The sequence below is a fragment of the Streptomyces sp. NPDC048415 genome, assembly GCF_040651675.1.
GTDB lineage: Bacteria > Actinomycetota > Actinomycetes > Streptomycetales > Streptomycetaceae > Streptomyces.
Genome location: NZ_JBEZKJ010000006.1, coordinates 96,724 through 117,115, shown reverse-complemented (window position 1 = coordinate 117,115; position 20,392 = coordinate 96,724). Strand labels below are relative to the sequence as shown.

Genomic DNA, 20,392 nt, shown 5'->3' with positions numbered 1-20,392 from the left:
TGTCCTGTCTCATCGAGGCGTGAGGGCATCCCCGGCGGCCCGTCGCTGACCGGGCCACATGTCGTCGTACGCGGCATCGAAGAACTGCACCTGTGGCCCGCGCAGCGCGGACGCGTCGGCCAGCGCGCCTCGGCCCGCCTCGGTAAGGCGGGCCGCATAGCGATAGGCAGCGCCCCGCAGGGGCTCGCTTCTGGCCGACAGGTCGATCTCCGCGTGCGCGAGCCACAGGTCGTCGACGAGTCGGTCGATCCCGGGATCGGCTGTGCTGACGCCGGCGTGTGGGGGCGTGAACGCCGCCTTCTCCACCTGCGACGCGATGCTCAGGAACTTCAGGATCACGTTCTTCAGCTCCGCGCGGTGCGCGGCTGACTCCTGTATCTCCAACTGCCGGGCGCTCGCTCGCGACACCAGGTACTGGCCAAACAGCGACCCGCCCGCGCCAAGCGCAACACCTGCCAGAGACAACAGCGCCGGTCCCAAGGTTCCCCAAGATCCCATGCCAGGAGTCTCTCAACTCACCGCTTGAGAGAGACGGGTGCCCCTGGACCGCCCACGCCGGGGGCAGTTACGGGACGACCCTTAGGCTCGCTGGTATGCGCATCGGAGAACTGGCCGCCGCGAACGGGCTGACGGCCAAGACCATCCGCTTCTACGAGCAGGCCGGGCTGCTGCCCGCGCCGCCGCGCACAGCGGGCGGCTATCGGGACTACCCGCCGCAGACGAGCGCCCGGCTGGCCTTCGTCCGCGACGCGCAGTCGGCAGGTCTGACGCTCGCGGAGATCCGCTCGGTTCTTGTCCTGCGGGATTCGGGCGAGGCGCCGTGTGCCCACGTCACGGATTTGATCCAGCAGCACCTCACGGACATCGAGCGGCGCATGGCCGAGCTGCGCAAGACCCGAACCGCCCTGCGCGGCCTGGCCGAACGCGCCGCCACCACTGACCCGAGCAGGTGCGGGGATGCGGACATCTGCAGCATCATCGGCGGCCTGGCAATGTAGTGACAACGAGGGATTGTCAGCCAGAGGGTGACAATCTACGGTTGTCAGCATGAGCGAAGAACCCACCGTGGAGCAGCTCATCGCAGCGGCCCACGCCCGCGCCGGAGACGACGAACTCGCCCTGCTGGACGCTGTCATCGCCGTCACCCAGGACCTGACCGGCCACGCCGACGAGGCCGTCGACCAGGTCGTGCGCCAGGTGCGCGCCGCCGGGCACTCGTGGACGGTGATCGGTGAACACCTCGGTGTCTCCCGCCAGGCCGCACGCCAGCGCTACGCCGATCGCGTCGACCGCATCCAGGAGACGCCCGCGGCCGGCAGCCTGATCCGCGGCCGGGACCTGAAGTGCGGCCTGTCCGCCGCGCTGGCCGCCGCCGAGGCCGACGGCCTCGCCGAAGCCGGCACCGAACACCTTCTGCTCGGCCTGCTCACCGATGGCGTGGCCGCCGCCACCCTCGAACACCTCGGTGTCACCCGCGACAAGATCCGCGAAGCCAGCCGCCGCCTCTTCGACTACCCCGCCGCTACGAGGGGGTCGGGGCAGCCTGTGATCTCCGAGGAGGCGACGGCTGCACTGGCCGCCGCCGAGCAATTGGCAACCGAACGCACGCCCATCTGCGCGCCCGTCGTGGTCAACACGCCACAGCTACTCGCCGTCATCGCGACCAACCCCGGCTCGCGGGCCCGCCGCGTCCTCAACGACATCGGCGTCGACCCGGCGGACATCAAGCGCCAACTCCACTGCTACATCAACGTCCCGCGCACTGCCCTCGGGCGCCGCAGCCGCCGAAAGCGCCGCCCGGACGACACCTCCGCCCGCTGTTCCTTCTGCGGCCACCCGGGAAGCGACGAACGTCGCCTGGTCGCCGGTCCCGACGTGTGGATCTGCGCGGACTGCGTCGTGCTGTGCGGTGAGATCCTCGCCCAGCCTGCGCCGGGATCCACGTAGCCAAGGAGCGCGCTGGGCGACGCGCTCGCCTCTTTTCCTTGGCGGACCTGCCTTGCGGGCTGCGCCCGCTGCGTGATCCGGACGCGGCGGGTGAGCACTGGGCCTGTGGCTGCGCAGCGTGCCGCGTGGACGGTGATCTCCATCAGGGCCAGGCGATGGCCAAGACGTTCGAGCACTACCGTGGATTCATGACGGCGCCTTTGGACGTGCTGGTGGTCGGTGCGGGTCCCACCGGGCTTGCGCTCACCGCGCAACTGCGCAGCTACGGGACCACTTTCCGCATCGTCGACCGCTCCCTCGACCGCGCCCATGAATCGCGCGCGCTGGCCATCCAGCCGCGCACCCTGGAGGCACTCACCGACTTCGGTGTGACACGGGAACTGATCGCCCGCGGCAATCCCGCGATGCAGTTGCGGATGCATCTGCCGCAGCGTGTGGTGCAGATGCCACTGTTCGACATCGGGCTGACCGATACCGCGTATCCCTTCCTGCTGTTCCTTTCGCAGGCCGAGACCGAGAGTGTCCTCGCGGAGCATCTGGAGGGGCAGCGGGTGGTCATCGAGCGGGGCACCGAGCTGGTCCGTCTGGAGCGGCAGGGCCCGTCCGTCATCTGCCGGCTCCGGCATGGCGACGGCACCCAGGAGAGCGTGGCGGCGCGGTACGTCGTGGGCTGCGACGGCGCGCACAGCACGGTGCGTGCCCAGGCGGGCATCGGCTTCGAGGGGCGCGCGTATCGGCAGACGTTCTTGCTCGCCGATCTGGAGGTCGACGGGCTGGAACGCGGTGCCGTGCACACCTACATGACCGGGTCCGGGATGCTGTTCTTCTTCCCGCTCGGCTCGCCGGCCACCTGGCGGATGCTCGCCATGCGACCGCCGGGCGCCCCGGATGCCGAGGTGAAACTCGGGTTCCTGCAGCAGATCACCGACAAGTACGCCTCCGATCGGCTGGTGCTGCGGGACCCGGTCTGGATGACCGACTTCCGGCTCCACAACCGCGGCGCCGCCCTCTACCGCTCGGGCCCCTGCTTCCTCGCCGGGGACGCGGCTCACATCCACAGCCCGGCCGGCGCCCAGGGCATGAACACCGGCATCCAGGACGCCCTCAACCTGGGCTGGAAGCTCGCCCTCGTGTGCCGTGACAGGGCACCGGAAGAGCTGCTGGAGACGTACGAGACCGAGCGCGCCCCGGTCGGCCGCAGTGTGCTGCGCTTCACCGATCGCGCCTTCACGATCGGCACCAGCCGCAACCCGCTCATCCGCCTCGCCCGCACCCACCTCGCCCCGCGCCTGGCTCCATTGGCGCTGCGCGCGACCGGACCGCGCGGGCGAGTCTTCCGTACGGTGTCGGAGCTCGGCATCCACTACCGGCGAAGCCCCGCCTCCACCGCGGGCTCGCGACCACCGAGGAGAGGTCCGCGGGCGGGCGACCGGCTGCCCGACCTGCCACGCGGGCTCCAGGCGCGGAGTGCGGGACCGGGCTGGCGTCTCCTGCTGTCCGGGCCACCCACGCTCTGGCCCGACGAACGCTTCACCTCAGTCCTGAGTGGACGAGCCGACCTGATCGGCGTGCATCGGCTTGGCTCGGACAGCCCGTGGCCGGATGCGGTCCAGGGACTCGTACGCCCTGACGGCTACCTCGGCTACGTCGCGCGCGGGGCACAGCTGGAAGGGCTGCTTGCCTACCTCGACCGTTGGCTGCCGACGAAGCACAGCTGACTCGTGCTTGGCGAGCATGCCAAGGAGCCCGGAAGCCGGGCGGAAGGCCCGAGGGCTGGAAGCGCGTGCCGCAATTCCAGCCCTCCCCCGTGCCTCAGACTGCGGCGACGGCTGCTCCGGCCTCGCTGGGGCGGCCATCGCTGAGGGCCGCCAGATACCGCTCGGCGTCCAGCGCGGCAGTACAGCCCGAAGCGGCGGCCGTGATCGCCTGCCGGTAGGTGTGGTCGACGACGTCGCCCGCGGCGAAGACGCCCGGGATGTTCGTACGCGTCGACGGGGAGGCCACCTTCAGGTAGCCGGCGTCGTCCAGCTCCAGCTGTCCCGCGAACAGTTCGGTACGCGGGTTGTGGCCGATCGCGATGAACAGGCCCGTGACGTCGAGGGCGCGGGTCTGGCCGGTCAAGACGTCACGCAGCACGACACCGGCGAGCTTCCGTCCGCTTCCTTGATCTCCGAGATCTCGCTGTCGAAGGCGAAGGAAATCTTGTCGTCGGAGAAGGCGCGGTTCTGCATGACCTGGGAGGCGCGCAGGGTGGAGCGCCGGTGGACGACGGTGACCGAGCGGGCGAAGCGGGTGAGGAAGGTCGCTTCCTCCATGGCCGTGTCGCCGCCGCCGACCACCACGATGTCGCGGTCGCGGAAGAAGAAGCCGTCGCAGGTCGCGCACCAGGACACGCCCAGTCCGGACAGCTCGGCCTCGCGCGGCAGCCCGAATAGGACGCTCTTAGCGCTTGCGTCGACGCCCGCCCCGGCCTGCGGCAGCTCCGCCGGCCGCCACCGCGCCTGCGGCCGCTGTGGCCGGCTCCGGTCCCGGGCGGTCGGCGGCGACCACCAGTGCCGCGAGCAGGGTCGTGACGGGCACGGAGGCGACGAGGCCGATCGAGCCCACCAGCGTGCGTACGATCTCCTCCGCGACCAGCTCGCTGTTGGCGACCGTTCCCACGCCGCTCTGTGCGATGGAGAAGAGCAGCAGCAACGGCAGCGCGGCTCCCGCGTAGGCGAGGACGAGGGTGTTGACGACGGACGCGATGTGGTCGCGGCCGATGCGGATGCCTGCCCGGTACAGTCCCCGCCAGCCCATCGACGGGTTGGCCTCGTGCAGTTCCCAGACCGCCGAGGTCTGGGTGACCGTCACGTCGTCGAGAACGCCGAGCGAACCGATGATGACGCCCGCCAGCAGCAGACCGCTCATGTCGATCGACGGATACAGGCCGTGGATCAGGCCGGTGTTGTCGTCCGTGTTGCCGGTCAGCGCGGCCCAGCCGATGAACCCGGAGCCGAGCAGGCCGATCAGCACGAGAGAGAGCAGCGTTCCCAGGACTGCCACGGACGTACGGGCCGACAGACCGTGGCACATGTAGAGAGCGATCAGCATGATGGCGCTCGACCCGATCACCGCCACCAGCAGCGGGTTCGAGCCCTGCAGGATCGCGGGCAGGATGAAGAAGGTCAGCAGCATGAAGCTGACGGCCAGCGCGATCAGCGCCATGAGGCCGCGCATCCGGCCCACCACCACGACGGCGAGCGCGAAGATGCCGGCGAGCAGCGCCATGGGGAATCTGCGGTTCACATCGGTGACCGAGTACTGCAGGTCCTTGGGTGCCGAGGGCTCGTAGGCGGTCACGACCTTCTCGCCCTCGTGCAACTGCCGTGACTGGTCGGGCTGCACGATCTCGGTGAACGTACGGCCGTTGTCCTTGCCGGTGTCGACGCGGATCGTCGCCTTCTTGCAGGTGCCGCCTGCCTGCTGCTGGGCGGAGGAGCCCTCGGCGGTGGAGGTGTCGCCCGTCGGGGTCTCGCCGGAGGCGTTCACCGACTTGCAGCTCACGCTCAAGACCTTGGTGACCGTCGCCTGCTGGGTCTGCCGGTCGAACCCTACGCCGGTGCGCTGGTGCGGCGGTGCGCCGCCCGGCCACAGCACCACGAGCCCGACCACCACGGCCGCCGTGAACGGGATGAGGATCGCCGCGATCACTTTGCGCAGGTGCTTGGAGACGGGGGCAGCCGGACCGTGGCTGTGCGAGTGACCGTGCCCGCCACCGGAGACGGGACCGGGACCGGTGCCGGTCACTGCGGTGCGCCCGTCGCCCACCGGGCTGTGCCCGTGGTCAGGCGCAGGGGAGCGTATATGGCCAGGGGAGGGTGTATGGCCCGCGTCGGCATCGGGGCCGTAGCCGCGGTGAGTTGCTGACTCGGAGAACTCCCCGTGCTCGTAGTCGGCTCCCATGCAATCTCCCTCGCGGTTGTCCGTGCCCCCTCCCGAGCCGGGCCTGCGCGGCGGCTCCGAGGAAGGGTACGGGACAGCTGCGGCGTGGTCTCAGCACGATCACCGCGAGAACATCGGGGGTGCTCTGTTCACCGTCCCTGGGTCATGCCGGTTGCGGGGCGGACCTTCGGGATCCCCACCGACGGGTGCGGTAGATGCCCGCCATTCGGCAGGCGAGGTAGATGGTGAAGGAGATCGTCGTCACGTACGGGCTGATGGGGATGCTGCTGCCCAGGGCGAGCAGGATGCCGCCCTCGATCGACATGACCGCGAAGGCCACGCTGAGCAGGGGCAGCAGCACGGGCGACGCGGTGACGCGGGCGGCGGCCGCCGCGGGGGTGACGACCAGCGTGAGGACCAGCAGCGCGCCGACGACCTGCACCGACAGGGCTACTGCGAGCCCGAGCACGATCATGAAGGCGAAGGACAGCCCGCGCACCGGAACCCCGCGGGCCTCGGCGACGTCCGGGTCGGCGCTGGCGAACGTCAGCGGCCGCCACATCACCGCCAGTGCGACGAGTACGACGGCTGAGGTCCCGAGCAGCCATGCCATCTGCGGGGTGTCGACTGCGACGATCTGGCCGGTCAGCAGGCCGAACTTGTTCGCTGCCCGGCCTTTGTAGAGCGCCAGGAAGAGCACTCCGAGGCCCAGGCCGAACGGCATGAGGATGCCGATGGCCGAGTTGCGGTCCCGGGCCCGTGTCCCCAGGACGCCTATCGCGCCGGCCGCGACGAGCGAGCCGACGATGGAGCCTGCTACGACGTTGGTCTCCAGCAGCAGTGCCGCCGAGGCGCCGGCGAAGGACAGTTCGCTGATGCCGTGTACGGCGAAGGGCAGGTCGCGCATGATGACGAAGACCCCGGCCAGGCCGCCGATCAGGCCGAGGGCGGCGCCGGCGATGAGGGAGTTGCGGACCAGGGCGAGGAGCTCGCCGTAGTTGTCGTAGGCGAAGATCTGGTGCCAGATGCCGTCGGCGAGTGTCATGGGCGGACTTTGTCGCTCTCGTGGAGTTCCTGGGTGTGGTGGGGTTGGACGGCGGGTTCGTCGGGGGCTCCGACGACCACGATGCGGCCGTGGACGCGGACCACGTCGACCTGGGTGCCGTACAGCCTCGACAGCGACTCGGAGGTCAGGACCTCCTCCGGGGTGCCGACCCGGTGGCCGCCCGGTGCCAGGTAGAGGACCCGGTCCACCAGGTCGAGGACCGGGTTTATCTCGTGCGTGACGAAGACGACCGCCGTGTCGTGGGTGCGGCGCCGGGCGTCGATCAGTTCGGTGACGGCCCGCTGGTGGTGGAGGTCGAGGGAGAGCAGCGGCTCGTCGCACAGCAGGATCCGGGGGTCGGTGGCCAGGGCCTGCCCGATGCGCACCCGTTGCCGTTCACCGCCGGACAGCAGGCCGAGGGGGACGTCGGCGTAGGCGGCGGCCCCGACCGCTTCCAGGATCTCGTCCACCCGGCCGCGTACGGCACGCGTGCGCAGCCCGAGTCCGAAGCGGTGCCCGTCGATGCCGAAGCGCACCAGGTCGCGGGCGCGCAGCATCGCCTGCGCGGAGAGCGTGGCTTGTTGCGGGACGTAGCCGATGTGCCGGCTCGCCTCGCGAGGCGAGTGGCCCAGGATGGCCAGCGTGCCGGCGGACAGCTGCTGTCGGCCCAGCAGGGCCTTCACGAGGCTGGTCTTGCCCGACCCGTTCGGCCCGAGGACGGCGATGAACTCCCCGGGCCGAACCTCGAGTTCGAGGCCCTGCCACACCGTGCGCGCGCCGTAGGACAGCGCGGCACCGCGCAGGCTGATCACCGGGGTGGTGCCGATGCCGGCACCGCCCGTCCCGGTCCTGGTGTGGCCCTCGCGGGCCTGCGGTACGGAGGCCATGCCCGGCCGCCTCACTTGTCCAGCGCCGCGGCGAGCGCGTCGATGTTGGCGGTCATCCAGCCGAGGTAGTCCTTGCCCTTGGGCAGGGTCTCGGTGACGGGCACGACGGGGATCCCGGCCGCCTTCGCCGCGTCCTCGACCCTCTGCGTCTGCGGTCCGGAGGTCTGCGCGTTGTACACCAGCGCCTTGACCTGCTTGCCGCTGTACAGCGCGAGCGTCTCCTGCAGCACCTTCGGGGAGACGTCGTCGCCTTCCTCGATCGCCTCGCTGAAGTCGGCGGGCGTCTTGTTCACCAGGCCGCTCGCCTCGGTCAGGTACAGCGGCACGGGCTCGGTGATGCTGATGGCCTCGCCGCCGTGCTTCTTCTTGATGTCCGCTTCCTTGGTCTCCAGAGACGTCAGCTGCGCCTTGAAGGCTTCGGCGTTCTTGGTGAAGGTCGCGGCGCTCGCGGGGTCGGCCTTGCCGAGGGCCGCGGCGATCCGGTCGGCGATCTTGGCGACGGTGGGGAAGCCGTACCAGACGTGCTCGTTGAGCTCGCCGCCCTTGGGGGCGGTCTTGCCGGACACCTTGACCGCGTTGATCAGCTCGGCGGAGGAGTTGTTGCCGCTCTTGAGCATGCGGTCGATGAAGTCGTCGTACCCGCCGCCGTTCTCGATGACGACCTTGGCCTTGGACAGGGCCAACTGGTTCTGGGTGTTGGCCTCGTAGGAGTGCGGGTCCTGGTCGGGGTCGCTGATGACCGCGGTGACGGAGACCTTGTCGCCGCCGATCTGCTTGACGATGTCGCCGTAGACGTTCGTGGAGGCGACCACCGGGATCGCGGAGTCGGAGGCCGGGCTCGCCGAGGCGCTCCCGTCGCTTCCGGAGTCCGACGAGCTGCCGCAGCCTGCCAGCAGGGCCAGACAGGCGCCCGATATCAGGGCTACCAGGCGACGGGACGGGAACGCGGGCATGGATCCTCCACGACAGATGGGGCGATGTCACCGCCACGCTAGATGGAAACGAATGTCAAGACCAGGTTCCAGCCTGATCGATATGAAAATCGTTGCCAAGTGTTGACTTCTCCTGGCAGCGGTCGCAGATGCCGGAGAGCTCCACGGTGTGCTCGACCTCGGCGAACCCGGTGTCTGCGGCCACGCCGTTCGCCCAGCGCTCGACGGCCTCCGCCTCCACGGCCCGGCTCAGGCCGCAGCGACGGCAGACCAGATAGTGCCGGTGTCCGTCGGTGGGCCGGGGGCGATAGAGGCGCTCACCGGCCTTTTCTCGTACGACGTCGACGTGCCCGTCCCGCTCCAGCGTTCGGAGGGTTCGGTAGACCGTGGTGAGCCCAACAGCGGTTCCTGCCGCCGTCAGTGCCTCGTGCAACTCCCGGGCGGAGATGAAGCCGGGGCAGTCCAGCAGTACGCGCAGCACGGCGTGCCGCTGCCGGGTCAAACGCCAGGCCGGCAGCCGCTCCCCGGTCGACGAGTCGTGCACGGCGCACCTCCCGCGATGCTGGGATCGATTCGCCGTGTCAAGTTAGTTGAACATGATTTCCATGACTAGCGTCAATCTCGCCCCGTCGGGCCGTATTGGCGTCCGCCGGGCTGCTCACCGCCCATGTTCGTGCCACCCCTGGGGCGGTCGCGCGCGAGGGCGTCGCTGTCCCGGCGGCGCCGCCCAGCGAGGTGAAGGCGTGAGGCATCCGGCCTCAGCAGTCGCGGAACTCCGGTGTCTGGTTGAGGATCTGGGCCCGCAGCGAGGTGAAGCGGGTGTGGGTCTCGCTGCCGCGTGCCTCGGGGTGGAAGGCGGCGACGCGGTGACAGTTCTGGAACGCCAGTGTCACCCCGAAGTGCCGTTCCAGGCTGCCGCGGATGGCGTCGCTGGACAGTGCGCGCAGCAGCTGGCCGCGTTCCTTCTCGGAGGGCGGAGGGGTCTGGTTGTCCGCGAACTCCGCGGTGCCGGAGCGCAGTTCGTCGGCCAGGCGGGCGATGAGGTCGTAGGCGTACGGCAGGGAGGTGCGGACGGTTTCGACGAAGTCCTGTTCCCGCACCTCGCCGTTCTCGGCCTCGGCGAGCAGTTGCGGGGAGACGTCGAGCGACATGAAGGGCTGTCCTGTTCTGTGGTTCTGATCTTGCGGTGGTGGGCTCAGGCGAGTGCGGCCAATGCCGTGGGGCCGTGCTGGAAGTCCGGGTCGACCTGAGTGGCGAGGTCCTGGCCGGTGGCTTCGTTGGCCCAGGCGGCGGCGTTGCGCAGGTGGAACTCGACGGCGTGCTTCTGGAATGCGGTCCAGTCCTTGGGGCGGGCGTCCACGGCCGCGCGCAGCCGCTCCAGCGTGCGGGTGTTGTGTGCTTCCAGATCGCCGTGGCCGCGGCCCTGTTCGTGGGCGCGGACGTAGGGGGACTGCACGCAGTGGGCGAGCAGGTCGTCGCCGACGTGGGTGCGGAGGAAGTCGAGGTCGTCTTCGCCGGTGACCTTGTTGCCGACGACGGCGACCGGGATGCCGAACTCGGCGGCGTGGTCGCGGTACTGGCGGTAGACGGACACGCTCTTCCGGGTGGGTTCGGCGACCAGGAAGGTCATGTCGAAGCGGGTGAACAGGCCGGAGGCGAAGGCGTCGGCGCCGGCGGTCATGTCGACGACGACGTACTCGCCGGGCTCGTCGACGAGGTGGTTGAGGTAGAGCTCGACCGCGCCGAGCTTGGAGTGGTAGCAGGCCACTCCGAGGTCGCTCTCGTCGAATGCCCCGGTGACCATGAGGGCCACACCGTCGACCTCCTGGACGTGGTGGGAGTGGACCTCGTCCTCGCCCAGCAGCCGCAGCAGGCGGGAGCCGCGTCCGGGCGGGGTTGTCTTGACCATGGCCTCACGGGACGGGATCCGCGGGTTGGTGCCCCGGAGGTAGTCCTTGATCTCACCGGTCCGCGCGCTGAGCGGCGGGGCCATGAAGAGCTCGTCCTCGTCGAGGCCGAGGGCGTAGGCCAGGTGCTGGTTGATGTCGCCGTCGATGGCGACGACCGGCGCGCCGGAGCGCGCCAGATGACGGGAGAAGAGGGCGGACAGGGTCGTTTTGCCGCTGCCGCCCTTGCCCACGAAGGCAACGCGCATGACTAGTCACCCCTGTTGGAAATGGAATTCATGAGCATAGGCTGGTGGTGTGCGGAACGGGAGTCAAATCACCCGCGCCCCAACTCACCCGACTGCTGGGCGAATTGGGGCGCCCATGGCGCAAACAGGGGCTCTCTTTGACCATCACGCAGGAGGCACGGAGTTGAGCGAGGACAGATACGACCCTCGAAGCCGCCCGTTCACCCTCGTCGTCTGCGGCGCCTGCCATGCCGCCGCGGCCGGGCGCGTGAGGGACCTGCTGCGCCGCGCGGTCCGGGGCTGCCCTCATGGGGTGATGGTTTCCACCGGCTGCCTGGAGAAGGTGGTCCACTGCCGGAGCGGCCGTGGGCTGTACGCCGCCGCGCAGCCGTGCGGGGTCGACCGCAGGCCCACCGGGGCCGTCGTACGCCTCGGCCCGCTCGCGAGCGAGGATGACGCCGAGGCGGTCGGGGCCTGGCTGCGGGCCGGAATGCCCGACGACGGCACACTGCCCGACCGGCTCCGCGCGGCCCCCGCTCCACGGCAGGTGGCCCACCTCAACTGACGGGCTACTCCTGGGCGTGCCGGATGGCGTCCAGCACGATGTGAGCGACGTGGTCGTCGGTGAGGGCGTACTGGATCTCCCGGGCCTGGCGGTGTGCCGTCACGATGCGGGAGGTGCGCAGCACGCGCAGGTGCTGGGAGACCAGCGGCTGGCTCACTCCGAGGGTGTCGACCAGTTCGTGGACGTATTTCCCGCCCTGGGCCAGCTCGCGGACGATGCCGATGCGGACGGGCGAGGCCAGTGCCCTCAGGAGGTCACTGGCCGCTTGCAGGGCCCGTATCGGCTCGTCCGTCGATGGTGTCGGGGAAGAGGGAGTCGTCACATGCACACATTAGCATGTGGCAATGATTTTCGATTTGGGGCGGCGGGTGCGGCAGGCGGTCAGTGGTCGTCCCAGTGGCCCTCGTGGGCGGCGTGGCGGTGGCCGTCGTGCACGTAGTCGACGTGGTCCTCGTGCGGCAATGCCACGTGGCCGCAGCCCTCGCCGTGCCGGTGGTCGTGCGCCTCGTGGGTGGTGTGGCCTGCACTCGCACACTCGTCGACGTGGCCGTCGTGGAGCTTGTGGAGGTGGCCGTCGTGGGCGTAGTCGGTGTGGTCGCCGTGCGGGACGGCGACGTGGCCGCAGCCCCCGCCGTGGGTGTGGGTGTGATTGTCGTGGGTGCGGTGTTCGGTGGCGGTGGTCATGTGCTTCTGCTCCTGGGCGTGCTGATCGGTGGTCCGCGGGTGGTGCTGTCGCGGACCGTGCATGGCGAAGTTAATATATAGCAATCCTTGCATGTGTTGGCGGGGGCGCGCCGAGTCGGCCGTGATGTGCGGTCAGCCGAGGTCGCGTACCCCGAGGCGCAGGTGCTCGATGTGGTGGACGGCCTGGTCGAGGAGCTGGGCGACGTGGTCGTCGTAGAGGCTGTAGACGATGCGGCGGCCGTCGCGGCGGCCGGTGACCAGGCCGAGGGCGCGCAGCAGGCGCAGCTGGTGGGAGACGGCGGACTGTTCCATGCCGACGGCGGCGGCGAGTTCGGTGACCGGGTGCGGGGACTGGCGCAGGGCCGTGAGGATCAACAGGCGGGACGGCGTGGCGAGGGCCTGCAGGGTGGTGGCGACGGAGGCCGCCGTGACGTCGTCGAGGCAGGCGGCCGTGACGACGTCATCAGCGGAGTGATCAGGTGCCTCACCGGCGTGCATGTGCCCGGGCCTCTCGCGGCGGCCGGACGAACTGCAGCTCGAGCGCGGCCGGGGGCTCCGCGACGCCCGGTCCGCCGGCCTCTGCCCAGCGCAGCAGTTCCTCGGTGCAGTCGTCGTCCATGGCGAAGCCGATCCAGGTCGCCCGGCCGCCCTGGCGCCGCCCGGCGCCGGAGGGCTGTATGACGATGACGTTCGCCTGGTCGCAGGGGCCGAGGCAGTCCGTGGTACGGACTGTGAACTGCCCACCGGACGCCTCGGCGCCCGCCTGCAGCCGTTCCAACTGCCAGGCGTGATCGGTGTCGGGATACTTACGCGCGTTGCCGCAGCAGCAGCCCCGGCAGACGACCAGGGTGCAGGGCCGCTCGCGCGCGGTGCCGATCACCACCGTGCGAGGGTTCACAGGGCGGTCGGCGAGGGTACGCCGTACGCCTGGACGCGCCCGTCGCGCCGGGCGGTGACCAGCAGATGGGGTCCGGCCCAGGCCAGCGCGGCCACCGGGGAACCGCCGTCCTCCAGCGTGCGTGCCGGGCGCAGCAGCGCCTCGGGCCGTCCGGCCGTCGCGTGCCACAGCGCCACCGTGCCGTCGTCGCCGCCGCTGGCCAGCTGTCCGGCGGCGCCTGGCCGCCAGGCCAGAGCCGTGACGGTCTCGTGGCAGCGTAGGGAGCGCGGCGCCGTCCTGGCGGGCCCTTTGCCGGAGAAGTCCCAGACCGTCACGTCCGGTGCGCCGTCGGCGGCGAGCCAGAAGCCGGTCTCGTCGAAGGCGAGCCGGGAGACCTTCTCCGGGTATCCGGACATGGTCAGTTCATTGCCGTCGCGGGTGCGCCAGATGTGGATGGAGGCGTCCTGGTTGCCGCTGCAGATCCACTGCCCGGTGGGTGCGACGGCGAGCGCCAGGTGCGAGCCGATGTAGGGGTAGGTCACGACCGGTTTCTCGGTGTGCCGTTCGTGACCGTGCACAGCGCCGTAGGCGGCCACGGCCAGGCGTCGCCCCTGCCGCATCCAGGCGAGATCGGTGACCGTCGACGCGGCCGGCTCCGTGCGCCACAATTCGCCGCCGTCCTTGTCGAGTACGAACGCGTGACGTCCGGAGGTGACTGCGACCCGCTCGTGGTCCGCCCAGGCGGCGGCCGCTGACCAGGCACCGGACTCACATACCGTCGTCTGGCCGTCCGCGCGCCGCCACAGCGCGTACCCCATCGGGCCGGTGGCCACCAAGTGCCCGGCGTCGGGGGAGAGTTCGACACTCAGTGCGCCACTGGGCAGTTCCAGGGCGCCGATCTCGGCGCCCATGGCTGCATCGAGGACGCGGATAGTGCCCTCGGCCCCGGCGACGGCCACCAGGTCGCCGCGCGCGCTGAGTGCGACCGGCGCGTCGTCGACGGTGATGTCCCAGGCGGTGGCGAGGTCGGAATCGATGGTGGCGCTCATGCGGCGGCTCCTGCCGTGGCCAGGCAGTCGGCGAAGCCGCGCTCCAGTGCGTCCCGGTAGAGGTTTCGACCGATGAAGACGAGCCGGTTGCGGCGCTCCTCGCCGTCGTGCCAGTCCCGCCCGAACTCGCCGTCCAGCAGCATGTGCACGCCCTGGAAGACGTACCGCTTCGGCGCCCCGGCGATGGCGAGGATGCCCTTGGAACGGAAGATGTCGACGCCCTTCGTACGCAGCAACTGCCCCAGCCACCGGTTGAGCCGGTCCTCGTCGAGCTCGCCGGGCAGGTCGATGCCGACCGAGGTGACGGTGAGGTCGTGCTGGTGCTCGGTCTCGGTGAGGAAGGACGGGTCCTCGGCGAGCACCCGCTCCAGGTCGAACGCGCCCACGTCCAGCACCTGTTGGAGGTCCAGCTTCGCGTGCTGGGCCGGGATGATCCGTACGCCGCTGTTGATGGCGCGGATGCGTGCGGTGACCTCGACGAGGGTGGCCTCGTCGGCCAGGTCGGTCTTGTTGAGGACGATGCGGTCGGCGAAGGCGATCTGCTCGACGGCCTCGTTCTCCACGCCCTCGGGCTTGACCTCGTCCAGATGCTGGAGGACATGCGCGGAGTCGACGAGGGTGACGATGGCGTCCAGGCGCAGCTGTGAGGCGATCTCGTCATCCATGAAGAACGTCTGCGCGACCGGCGCCGGATCGGCGAGGCCGGTGGTCTCGATGAGGATGTGGTCGAACTTCTCGCGCCGGCGCATGAGCGCGCCCAGGATGCGGATGAGGTCCCCGCGCACGGTGCAGCAGATGCAGCCGTTGTTCATCTCGAAGATCTCTTCTTCGGCGTCGAGGACGAGGGCGTCGTCGATGCCGACCTCGCCGAACTCGTTCTCGATGACGGCGATCCGCAGGCCGTGGTTCTCGGTGAGGATGCGGTTGAGGAGGGTGGTCTTGCCCGAGCCGAGGAAGCCGGACAGGACGGTGACGGGCACCCGCTCGTCACGGGGTTCGGGGGTGGTCATTCACAGGCTCCTTCATGCGAGGTGTCGAGCAGGGCGGCCCGCAGGTCGTCCTCGGTGATCTGTTCGGCGGGGCGGTGCAGGGTCCAGCGACGGGCCTCGCCGTCCATCGGGAGGACGGCGACAACCGTCTCCAGTGGCGGGCAGCCCGGCTCGGTGCAGGCGAGTTCCCGGACCATGACCGCGGTGTCATCGTCGAGACCGAGCAGGCTGCGCACGGTCTCCTTCAGCTCGCGCTGGCCCGGGCTCGGCCCCGGTCTTCCCGGGCGGGCTCCCAGTGGCATGGCGGCGGTTCTCCTTCGTCCGGGGCTGGTTGGCAGCCGGCGCAGATGCCGGTGAGTTCGACGGTGTGCTCCACCGCGGCGAAGCCGGTGTCGGAGGCGATCTGTCCGGCCCACCGCTCGACGACCTCGGATTCAACTGGGCGGCTGCGACCGCAGCCACGGCAGATCAGATAGTGGCGGTGCCCCTCGTCGGGTCGCTGCCGGTAGAGCCGCTCGCCGACGTCGTCGCGTACGACATCGACACCGCCCGACGCCTCGAGCTCCCGCAGGGCCCGATACACGGTGGTCAACCCGATCCGGGTCCCGTCCGTGGTCAGCAGGCCGTACAGCTCCTGGGCTGACACAAAGTCCTGACAAGCAGTCAGGACATGCAGGACCGCTGCTCGCTGCCGGGTCGTTCGGCTGCTCACACAGATCACCCCCAAGGCGGCTACCAATTGGTGCGCTTCCAACATGTTCACCGTAGATGAAAATGAAACCCATCGCCATATGAATGGCGAGTCATGGATGGGGGAGCGTCGGCGCCCGGTGTGTCGGTGCCTACTGTGGGGCTGCTGCCATCCGAACGCACCCGCATGGAGAGGGCGGTGGCCATGTGGCCGTGCGCGCTGGGGTCACGTGGACGCGCTGGCCATGACGGGTACTGGAACGACCACTGATCCGACGTGCTGACGGGTGGCCTTACAGGTGAGGGTCGGCCGCCTGTTTGTGAGGGTTGCGGAGGTGCGGCTCGCCCTGCTGGATCAGGGCGCGGTCACCGCGGAGGTGGTGGCGGCCGGGGTGTCGCGCAGGCCGAGGCGCAGGTGCTCGACGTGGTAGAGGGCCTGCTCGAGGAGTTCGGCGACGTGGTTGTCGTGGAGCGCGTAGACGACCGAGCGGCCGCGGCGCTCCCCGGTGACCAGGTCGAGGTTGCGCAGCAGTCGCAGCTGGTGTGAGCAGGCGGACTGTTCCATGCCGACGGCGTCGGCGAGTTCGGTGGCCGCGCAGGGGCCTTCCTGGAGGCGGGCGAGGATGCGCAGCCGGGAGGGGGTCGCGAGGGCCTGGAGGGTGGCGGCCACGTCGGCGGCGCCCACGGTTTCGAGGCGCTCGCGCGCGGTTGCGGTGATCTCGGCGTCAGCTCCATGGCCCATGGCGCCATCCTACCGATATGAAGAAATGAATGAGTCTTCATGTGTTCCTGTATGGTGGAGGGGATAGCCGCGGGCACCCGGCGTGCCCGTGCGCCCTCATGTGTCCCCCATGAAGGACCTCATCCTGATGACCTCTACGCTCACCCCCACCCCGGCCGGCCTGGCGGCCTCCAGGCGTGATGCGGGCTCTCCCCGCCGGCGCACCCGGATCCTCGCGCTGCCCGAGGCGCGCTGGGCCGCTTCGGCCACCGTCCTCTTCCTGCTTGCCCTGCCGCTGCAGTTGAGCGGCGTCCCGGCGTGGACGTGGGGACCGCTGTACGCGCTGGCGTACGCCACCGGCGGCTGGGAGCCGGGCTGGGAGGGGCTCAAGGTGCTCCGTGAGAAGACCCTCGACGTCGACCTGCTGATGATCGTTGCCGCGCTCGGCGCGGCCGCGATCGGGCAGGTGATGGACGGCGCGCTACTGATCGTCATCTTCGCGACCTCGGGCGCCCTGGAGGCTCTGGCCACCGCCCGGACCGCCGACTCGGTGCGCGGCCTGCTCGATCTGGCGCCCGCCACGGCCACCCGGCTGACGCCGGACGGCAGCGAACGGACCCTCCCCGTCGAGGACTTGGCGGTCGGAGACACCATCCTGGTACGCCCTGGAGAGCGCGTCGGCGCCGACGGCCGAGTGCTGGACGGGGCGAGCGAGGTCGACCAGGCGACCATCACCGGCGAACCGCTCCCCGTGGCGAAGGAATGCGGGGACGAGGTGTTCGCGGGAACGGTGAACGGCACGGGCGCACTGCGCGTCCGGGTCGAACGCGACGCCTGCGACTCGGTGATCGCCCGGATCGTGCGCATGGTCGAGGAGGCGTCCGAGACGAAGGCGCCCACCCAGCTGTTCATCGAGAAGGTCGAGCAGCGCTACTCGTTGGGCATGGTGGCCGCGACCCTGGCCGTCTTCCTCGTCCCGCTCGCGTTCGGCGCGGAACTGGCCGCCTCGCTGCTGCGGGCCATGACCTTCATGATCGTGGCGTCGCCGTGCGCGGTGGTGCTGGCCACCATGCCGCCCCTGCTCTCCGCGATCGCCAACGCCGGACGGCACGGTGTGCTGGTCAAGTCGGCCGTGGTGATGGAGCGCCTCGGGCAGATCGACGCGGTCGCGTTCGACAAGACCGGCACGCTGACCGAGGGCACGCCACGGGTCACCGACGTCCGGCCGCTGCCCGGATCCGGCCTGGGGGAGAGCGGGTTGCTGGCGCTTGCGGCGGCGGCCGAGCACCCCAGCGAGCATCCGCTGGCACGCGCCGTGGTGGCCGCGGCGCGCGAGCGCGGACTGGCACTGGCCGCGGCGGAGGACTTCGCGTCCACGCCGGGCGTGGGGGTGACGGCCGTCGTGGACGGTCGAGTCCTCGCGGTGGGCGCCCCGGCCCGGCTGCCTCGTAACGCGACGGACGCGGGTTTCGCCCGGGCGGAGGCGCTCGCGGCTGAGCTGGAGGACGGCGGGCGAACCGCCGTCCTGGTCACGGCCGACGATGTCCCGGTCGGTGTCCTGGGCCTCGCAGACCGCCTGCGTCCGAGGGCCGCCGCGACCGTCGCTGCACTGACGGAACTCACCGGATCTGCGCCGGTGCTGCTGACCGGCGACAACCCGCGGGCCGCGATCCGCCTGGCCGCCGAGGTCGGCATCGAGGACGTACGAGCCGGGCTGCTGCCGCAGCACAAGGTGAGCGCGGTCAGGGAGCTGGAGGGGACGGGCCGCAAGGTCCTGGTCGTCGGGGACGGCGTCAACGACGCCCCGGCCCTGGCCGCCGCGCACATCGGAGTCGCCATGGGCCGGGCGGGCTCCGACCTCGCCCTGGAGACGGCCGACGCGGTGATTGTCCGCGACGAACTCGCCACCGTCCCCACGGTGATCGCTCTCTCCCGCCGCGCCCGGAAGCTGGTCGTTCAGAACCTGGCGATCGCCGGGGTGTTCATCGCCGGCCTCGTCGTCTGGGACCTGGCCGGCAACCTGCCGCTGCCGCTCGGCGTCGCGGGCCACGAGGGCTCGACCGTCATCGTCGGCCTCAACGGACTGCGCCTGCTGCGCGACGCGGCCTGGAAACGGGCCGCGTCGCAGGACACCGGGTGAGCCGTTGCAGGATCAGAGCTTCGGCGGCCGGGGGACGCTTGATGAAAATGCCCCTGCTGGCGCTGTCCGTGGGGCGGAAGCTGCTACCTGCTTGAGTAGGGCAGCAGGGCCATCTCCCGGGCGTTCTTGATCGCTGCGGCGATCTGCCGCTGCTGCTGGGCGGTGACGCGGGTGACGCGGCGGCTGCGGATCTTGCCGCGGTCGGAGATGAACTTCCGCAGCAGGTCCGTGTCCTTGTAGTCGATGTAGGTGATTCCGGCTGTGTCGAGGGGGTTGGGGCGGGCTTTCAGGGGCTTATGGGGGTCGGGGCGGCGGGCCATGAGAGTTTCCTTGCGTGATGGGTGCGGGAAGGGGCGGATCGGCAGCCAGGTCTAGGAGACGGGGTCGAGGAGGGAGTCGAAGGCGGCCGGAAGGTGCTTCCATGCCTCGGGGCCGGCCGCGTACTCGGCATCGGTGAGCAGGCACGACTGCAGGAGCTGTGCCAGGCCGTGCCGGTCGAGGCCAGGGGAAGTGAAGACCAGGTGCTGGCAGCGGTCGCCGTGCTCGGGGTGCCAGTCCAGTGCGGCAGCGGCTCGGCGCATCGGGGGCACCATCTCCCAGGCGGCGTCCGGCAGTGCCGCCATCCAGGGGCCGGCGTTCTCCACGCACAGCGCGCCACCTGCGCAGTCCCAGGCGAGCAGGGTGTCCGGGCGGTCGGCGAGCCAGAAGCGGCCGCGGCTGCGGGCGGCTGCGCAGCAGAGGTCTTCCAGTGCCTGGTAGAGGCGTTCGGGGTGGAAGGGGCGGCGGCGGTGCCAGACGAGGGTGGCGACTCCGGCTTCGTCGGCCTCCTGGGGGAGCAGCGCGCAGGCCGGGTGCTGGGCGGCCGCTGCCGATTCCACGTCGAAGCCGGCGAAGGCCAACTGGCCGAGTTCACCGGATCCGGCGGGCACCTGGCGGGCGGTCGGATGCAACTGAGCGAGCAGGGCGCGGTCCTCGTCATCGGCGTCTTCGCTCTCGATGAGTGCGAGCACGGGCGCGTACTCCAGCTGCCGGGCCCAGGTGTCTGCGACGGTGCGCTGGTCGGTGGCGGCCGCCGCGAGGCCCACCTTCGCCAGGTCGTCTCCGTTCGCGAGGCAGGGCAGCACGAGGGCGGGGTCGACGGCGGTCATCACACTGGTGAGGTCGAGGACGTCGCCGCCGTGTGCGGCGACGACTTCGGCCATCGCCTTGGGCTCGACGGAGTCCCACAGCTCGACGATCGCGAGCCGGGTCAGACCGCTGGCGGCCAGCCGCTCCAGTTCGGGAACCAGGTCTTCACGCAGCGCGCAGCAGGCGCAGTCGTTGACGAGCGGGGCCTCGCCACAGGACAACTGCCCCGAGGCGTCCCGGACACTGCGCTGCACGGTGCCGTCGGCGGCTGTGGCCAGGTCGTGGTGGAGCGCGACACTGCCGGGAACCGTGCGCAGCAGGCGGTCCACGACTTCTTTGCGGGCCTCGGAGTGGAGCCCGCCGACGATGACGACGGGCAGCCGGGCCTTGTCCTGCATCAGTGCGCCCCGCGCCGGCCGTAGCGGCGTTCGAATCGCTCGACGCGGCCGGCGGTGTCCAGGACGCGGGCGGTGCCGGTGTAGAAGGGGTGGCTCACGTTCGAGATCTCGACGTCGACGACGGGGTAGGTGTTGCCGTCCTCCCACTGGATCGTCTTGTCGCTGGTCATCGTGGAGCGGGTGAGGAAGGCGGAGCGGGCGGCCTTGTCACGAAAGACGACGGGGCCGTACGAGGGGTGGATTCCAGGTTTCATGACGTGGTCCTTCGAGGTGGCTGAGGAG

General features: G+C 70.4%; 25 protein-coding genes and 1 pseudogene. 5 read left to right on the top strand and 21 right to left on the bottom strand.

Annotation, left to right across the window (positions count from 1 at the left end; genetic code table 11):
• Window positions 1-9: 9 nt before the first annotated feature.
• Window positions 10-498, bottom strand: coding sequence for a hypothetical protein (locus tag AB0D27_RS07095; protein WP_362503187.1), 489 nt, complete (start codon window positions 496-498; stop codon window positions 10-12).
• 95 nt (window positions 499-593) lie between these two features.
• On the opposite strand from AB0D27_RS07095, the gene AB0D27_RS07090 reads away from it, so the two are divergent.
• Genes AB0D27_RS07090 through AB0D27_RS07080 form a run of 3 tightly spaced genes read left to right on the top strand, consistent with a single transcriptional unit; the run spans window position 594 to window position 3,665 of the window.
• Window positions 594-998 carry a heavy metal-responsive transcriptional regulator gene (locus AB0D27_RS07090; RefSeq protein ID WP_362503184.1) on the top strand — a complete coding sequence of 135 codons (405 nt, stop codon included), beginning with the start codon at window positions 594-596 and terminating at the stop codon, window positions 996-998.
• A gap of 49 nt (window positions 999-1,047) precedes the next feature.
• Complete coding sequence (locus AB0D27_RS07085; RefSeq protein ID WP_362503182.1) at window positions 1,048-1,947, top strand: Clp protease N-terminal domain-containing protein; 900 nt, start codon at window positions 1,048-1,050, stop codon at window positions 1,945-1,947.
• Between the two features lie 38 nt (window positions 1,948-1,985).
• Window positions 1,986-3,665 carry an FAD-dependent monooxygenase gene (locus tag AB0D27_RS07080; RefSeq protein ID WP_362503179.1) on the top strand — a complete coding sequence of 560 codons (1,680 nt, stop codon included), beginning with the start codon at window positions 1,986-1,988 and terminating at the stop codon, window positions 3,663-3,665.
• Window positions 3,666-3,759: 94 nt separating this feature from the next.
• Here AB0D27_RS07080 and AB0D27_RS07075 read toward each other — a convergent pair.
• The 8 genes and pseudogenes from AB0D27_RS07075 to AB0D27_RS07040 form a co-directional block, all read right to left on the bottom strand.
• Window positions 3,760-4,376 (bottom strand): annotated as a pseudogene (locus AB0D27_RS07075) (FAD-dependent oxidoreductase); the annotation flags it as partial.
• A 13-nt stretch (window positions 4,377-4,389) separates the two neighbouring features.
• Window positions 4,390-5,892, bottom strand: a complete 1,503-nt coding sequence (locus tag AB0D27_RS07070) for a YibE/F family protein (protein ID WP_362503176.1) — start codon at window positions 5,890-5,892, stop codon at window positions 4,390-4,392.
• A gap of 142 nt (window positions 5,893-6,034) precedes the next feature.
• The gene (locus tag AB0D27_RS07065) at window positions 6,035-6,916 is read right to left on the bottom strand and encodes a metal ABC transporter permease (protein WP_362503174.1); all 882 of its coding nucleotides are present in this window, start codon (window positions 6,914-6,916) and stop codon (window positions 6,035-6,037) included.
• On the bottom strand, window positions 6,913-7,803 hold the full coding sequence (locus AB0D27_RS07060; protein WP_362503171.1) for a metal ABC transporter ATP-binding protein: 891 nt from the start codon (window positions 7,801-7,803) through the stop codon (window positions 6,913-6,915). The genes AB0D27_RS07065 and AB0D27_RS07060 overlap by 4 nt, the downstream gene beginning before the upstream one ends.
• Window positions 7,804-7,814: 11 nt before the next feature.
• The gene (locus tag AB0D27_RS07055) at window positions 7,815-8,756 is read right to left on the bottom strand and encodes a zinc ABC transporter substrate-binding protein (RefSeq protein ID WP_362503168.1); all 942 of its coding nucleotides are present in this window, start codon (window positions 8,754-8,756) and stop codon (window positions 7,815-7,817) included.
• Window positions 8,757-8,811: 55 nt separating this feature from the next.
• Window positions 8,812-9,279 carry a transcriptional repressor gene (locus tag AB0D27_RS07050; protein WP_362503165.1) on the bottom strand — a complete coding sequence of 156 codons (468 nt, stop codon included), beginning with the start codon at window positions 9,277-9,279 and terminating at the stop codon, window positions 8,812-8,814.
• Window positions 9,280-9,493: 214 nt separating this feature from the next.
• A complete protein-coding gene (locus tag AB0D27_RS07045; protein ID WP_362503162.1) occupies window positions 9,494-9,886 on the bottom strand; it encodes an SCO5389 family protein in 393 nt (130 codons plus the stop codon).
• Between the two features lie 44 nt (window positions 9,887-9,930).
• Window positions 9,931-10,890 (bottom strand): ATP-binding protein, encoded by a 960-nt coding sequence (locus AB0D27_RS07040; protein ID WP_362503160.1) that lies wholly within the window; start codon window positions 10,888-10,890, stop codon window positions 9,931-9,933.
• Window positions 10,891-11,053: 163 nt separating this feature from the next.
• Here AB0D27_RS07040 and AB0D27_RS07035 point away from each other — a divergent pair, with 163 nt between their 5' ends.
• The gene (locus AB0D27_RS07035) at window positions 11,054-11,434 is read left to right on the top strand and encodes a hypothetical protein (RefSeq protein WP_362503157.1); all 381 of its coding nucleotides are present in this window, start codon (window positions 11,054-11,056) and stop codon (window positions 11,432-11,434) included.
• A gap of 4 nt (window positions 11,435-11,438) precedes the next feature.
• Here AB0D27_RS07035 and AB0D27_RS07030 read toward each other — a convergent pair whose 3' ends face one another.
• From AB0D27_RS07030 to AB0D27_RS06990, 9 genes are all read right to left on the bottom strand, one after another.
• Complete coding sequence (locus tag AB0D27_RS07030; RefSeq protein WP_362503154.1) at window positions 11,439-11,756, bottom strand: metalloregulator ArsR/SmtB family transcription factor; 318 nt, start codon at window positions 11,754-11,756, stop codon at window positions 11,439-11,441.
• A gap of 59 nt (window positions 11,757-11,815) precedes the next feature.
• Window positions 11,816-12,118 carry a hypothetical protein gene (locus tag AB0D27_RS07025; protein WP_362503435.1) on the bottom strand — a complete coding sequence of 101 codons (303 nt, stop codon included), beginning with the start codon at window positions 12,116-12,118 and terminating at the stop codon, window positions 11,816-11,818.
• Window positions 12,119-12,250: 132 nt separating this feature from the next.
• Window positions 12,251-12,616, bottom strand: coding sequence for a metalloregulator ArsR/SmtB family transcription factor (locus AB0D27_RS07020; RefSeq protein WP_362503151.1), 366 nt, complete (start codon window positions 12,614-12,616; stop codon window positions 12,251-12,253).
• A complete protein-coding gene (locus AB0D27_RS07015) occupies window positions 12,603-13,016 on the bottom strand; it encodes a (2Fe-2S) ferredoxin domain-containing protein (RefSeq protein WP_362503148.1) in 414 nt (137 codons plus the stop codon). The genes AB0D27_RS07020 and AB0D27_RS07015 overlap by 14 nt, the downstream gene beginning before the upstream one ends.
• A complete protein-coding gene (locus tag AB0D27_RS07010) occupies window positions 13,013-14,044 on the bottom strand; it encodes a hypothetical protein (protein ID WP_362503145.1) in 1,032 nt (343 codons plus the stop codon). Before AB0D27_RS07010 ends, AB0D27_RS07015 begins: the two co-directional genes overlap by 4 nt.
• Window positions 14,041-15,054 carry a GTP-binding protein gene (locus AB0D27_RS07005; protein ID WP_362503142.1) on the bottom strand — a complete coding sequence of 338 codons (1,014 nt, stop codon included), beginning with the start codon at window positions 15,052-15,054 and terminating at the stop codon, window positions 14,041-14,043. The genes AB0D27_RS07010 and AB0D27_RS07005 overlap by 4 nt, the downstream gene beginning before the upstream one ends.
• The gene (locus AB0D27_RS07000; RefSeq protein ID WP_362503139.1) at window positions 15,051-15,269 is read right to left on the bottom strand and encodes a hypothetical protein; all 219 of its coding nucleotides are present in this window, start codon (window positions 15,267-15,269) and stop codon (window positions 15,051-15,053) included. The genes AB0D27_RS07005 and AB0D27_RS07000 overlap by 4 nt, the downstream gene beginning before the upstream one ends.
• A gap of 8 nt (window positions 15,270-15,277) precedes the next feature.
• Window positions 15,278-15,790, bottom strand: a complete 513-nt coding sequence (locus tag AB0D27_RS06995) for a Fur family transcriptional regulator (RefSeq protein WP_362503136.1) — start codon at window positions 15,788-15,790, stop codon at window positions 15,278-15,280.
• 288 nt (window positions 15,791-16,078) lie between these two features.
• Window positions 16,079-16,465, bottom strand: coding sequence for a metalloregulator ArsR/SmtB family transcription factor (locus AB0D27_RS06990; protein ID WP_362503133.1), 387 nt, complete (start codon window positions 16,463-16,465; stop codon window positions 16,079-16,081).
• Window positions 16,466-16,592: 127 nt separating this feature from the next.
• Between AB0D27_RS06990 and AB0D27_RS06985 the strand changes: the two genes are divergently transcribed.
• A complete protein-coding gene (locus AB0D27_RS06985; protein WP_362503432.1) occupies window positions 16,593-18,584 on the top strand; it encodes a heavy metal translocating P-type ATPase in 1,992 nt (663 codons plus the stop codon).
• A gap of 83 nt (window positions 18,585-18,667) precedes the next feature.
• Here the strand turns inward: AB0D27_RS06985 and rpsR are convergent, their stop codons facing one another.
• From rpsR to AB0D27_RS06970, 3 genes are read right to left on the bottom strand one after another with little or no spacing between them, the layout of a single operon-like run.
• Window positions 18,668-18,904, bottom strand: coding sequence for a 30S ribosomal protein S18 (gene rpsR, locus AB0D27_RS06980; RefSeq protein WP_362503130.1), 237 nt, complete (start codon window positions 18,902-18,904; stop codon window positions 18,668-18,670).
• Between the two features lie 51 nt (window positions 18,905-18,955).
• On the bottom strand, window positions 18,956-20,110 hold the full coding sequence (locus AB0D27_RS06975) for a GTP-binding protein (RefSeq protein WP_362503127.1): 1,155 nt from the start codon (window positions 20,108-20,110) through the stop codon (window positions 18,956-18,958).
• Window positions 20,110-20,364 (bottom strand): type B 50S ribosomal protein L31, encoded by a 255-nt coding sequence (locus tag AB0D27_RS06970; protein ID WP_362503124.1) that lies wholly within the window; start codon window positions 20,362-20,364, stop codon window positions 20,110-20,112. Before AB0D27_RS06970 ends, AB0D27_RS06975 begins: the two co-directional genes overlap by 1 nt.
• Window positions 20,365-20,392: the final 28 nt, after the last annotated feature.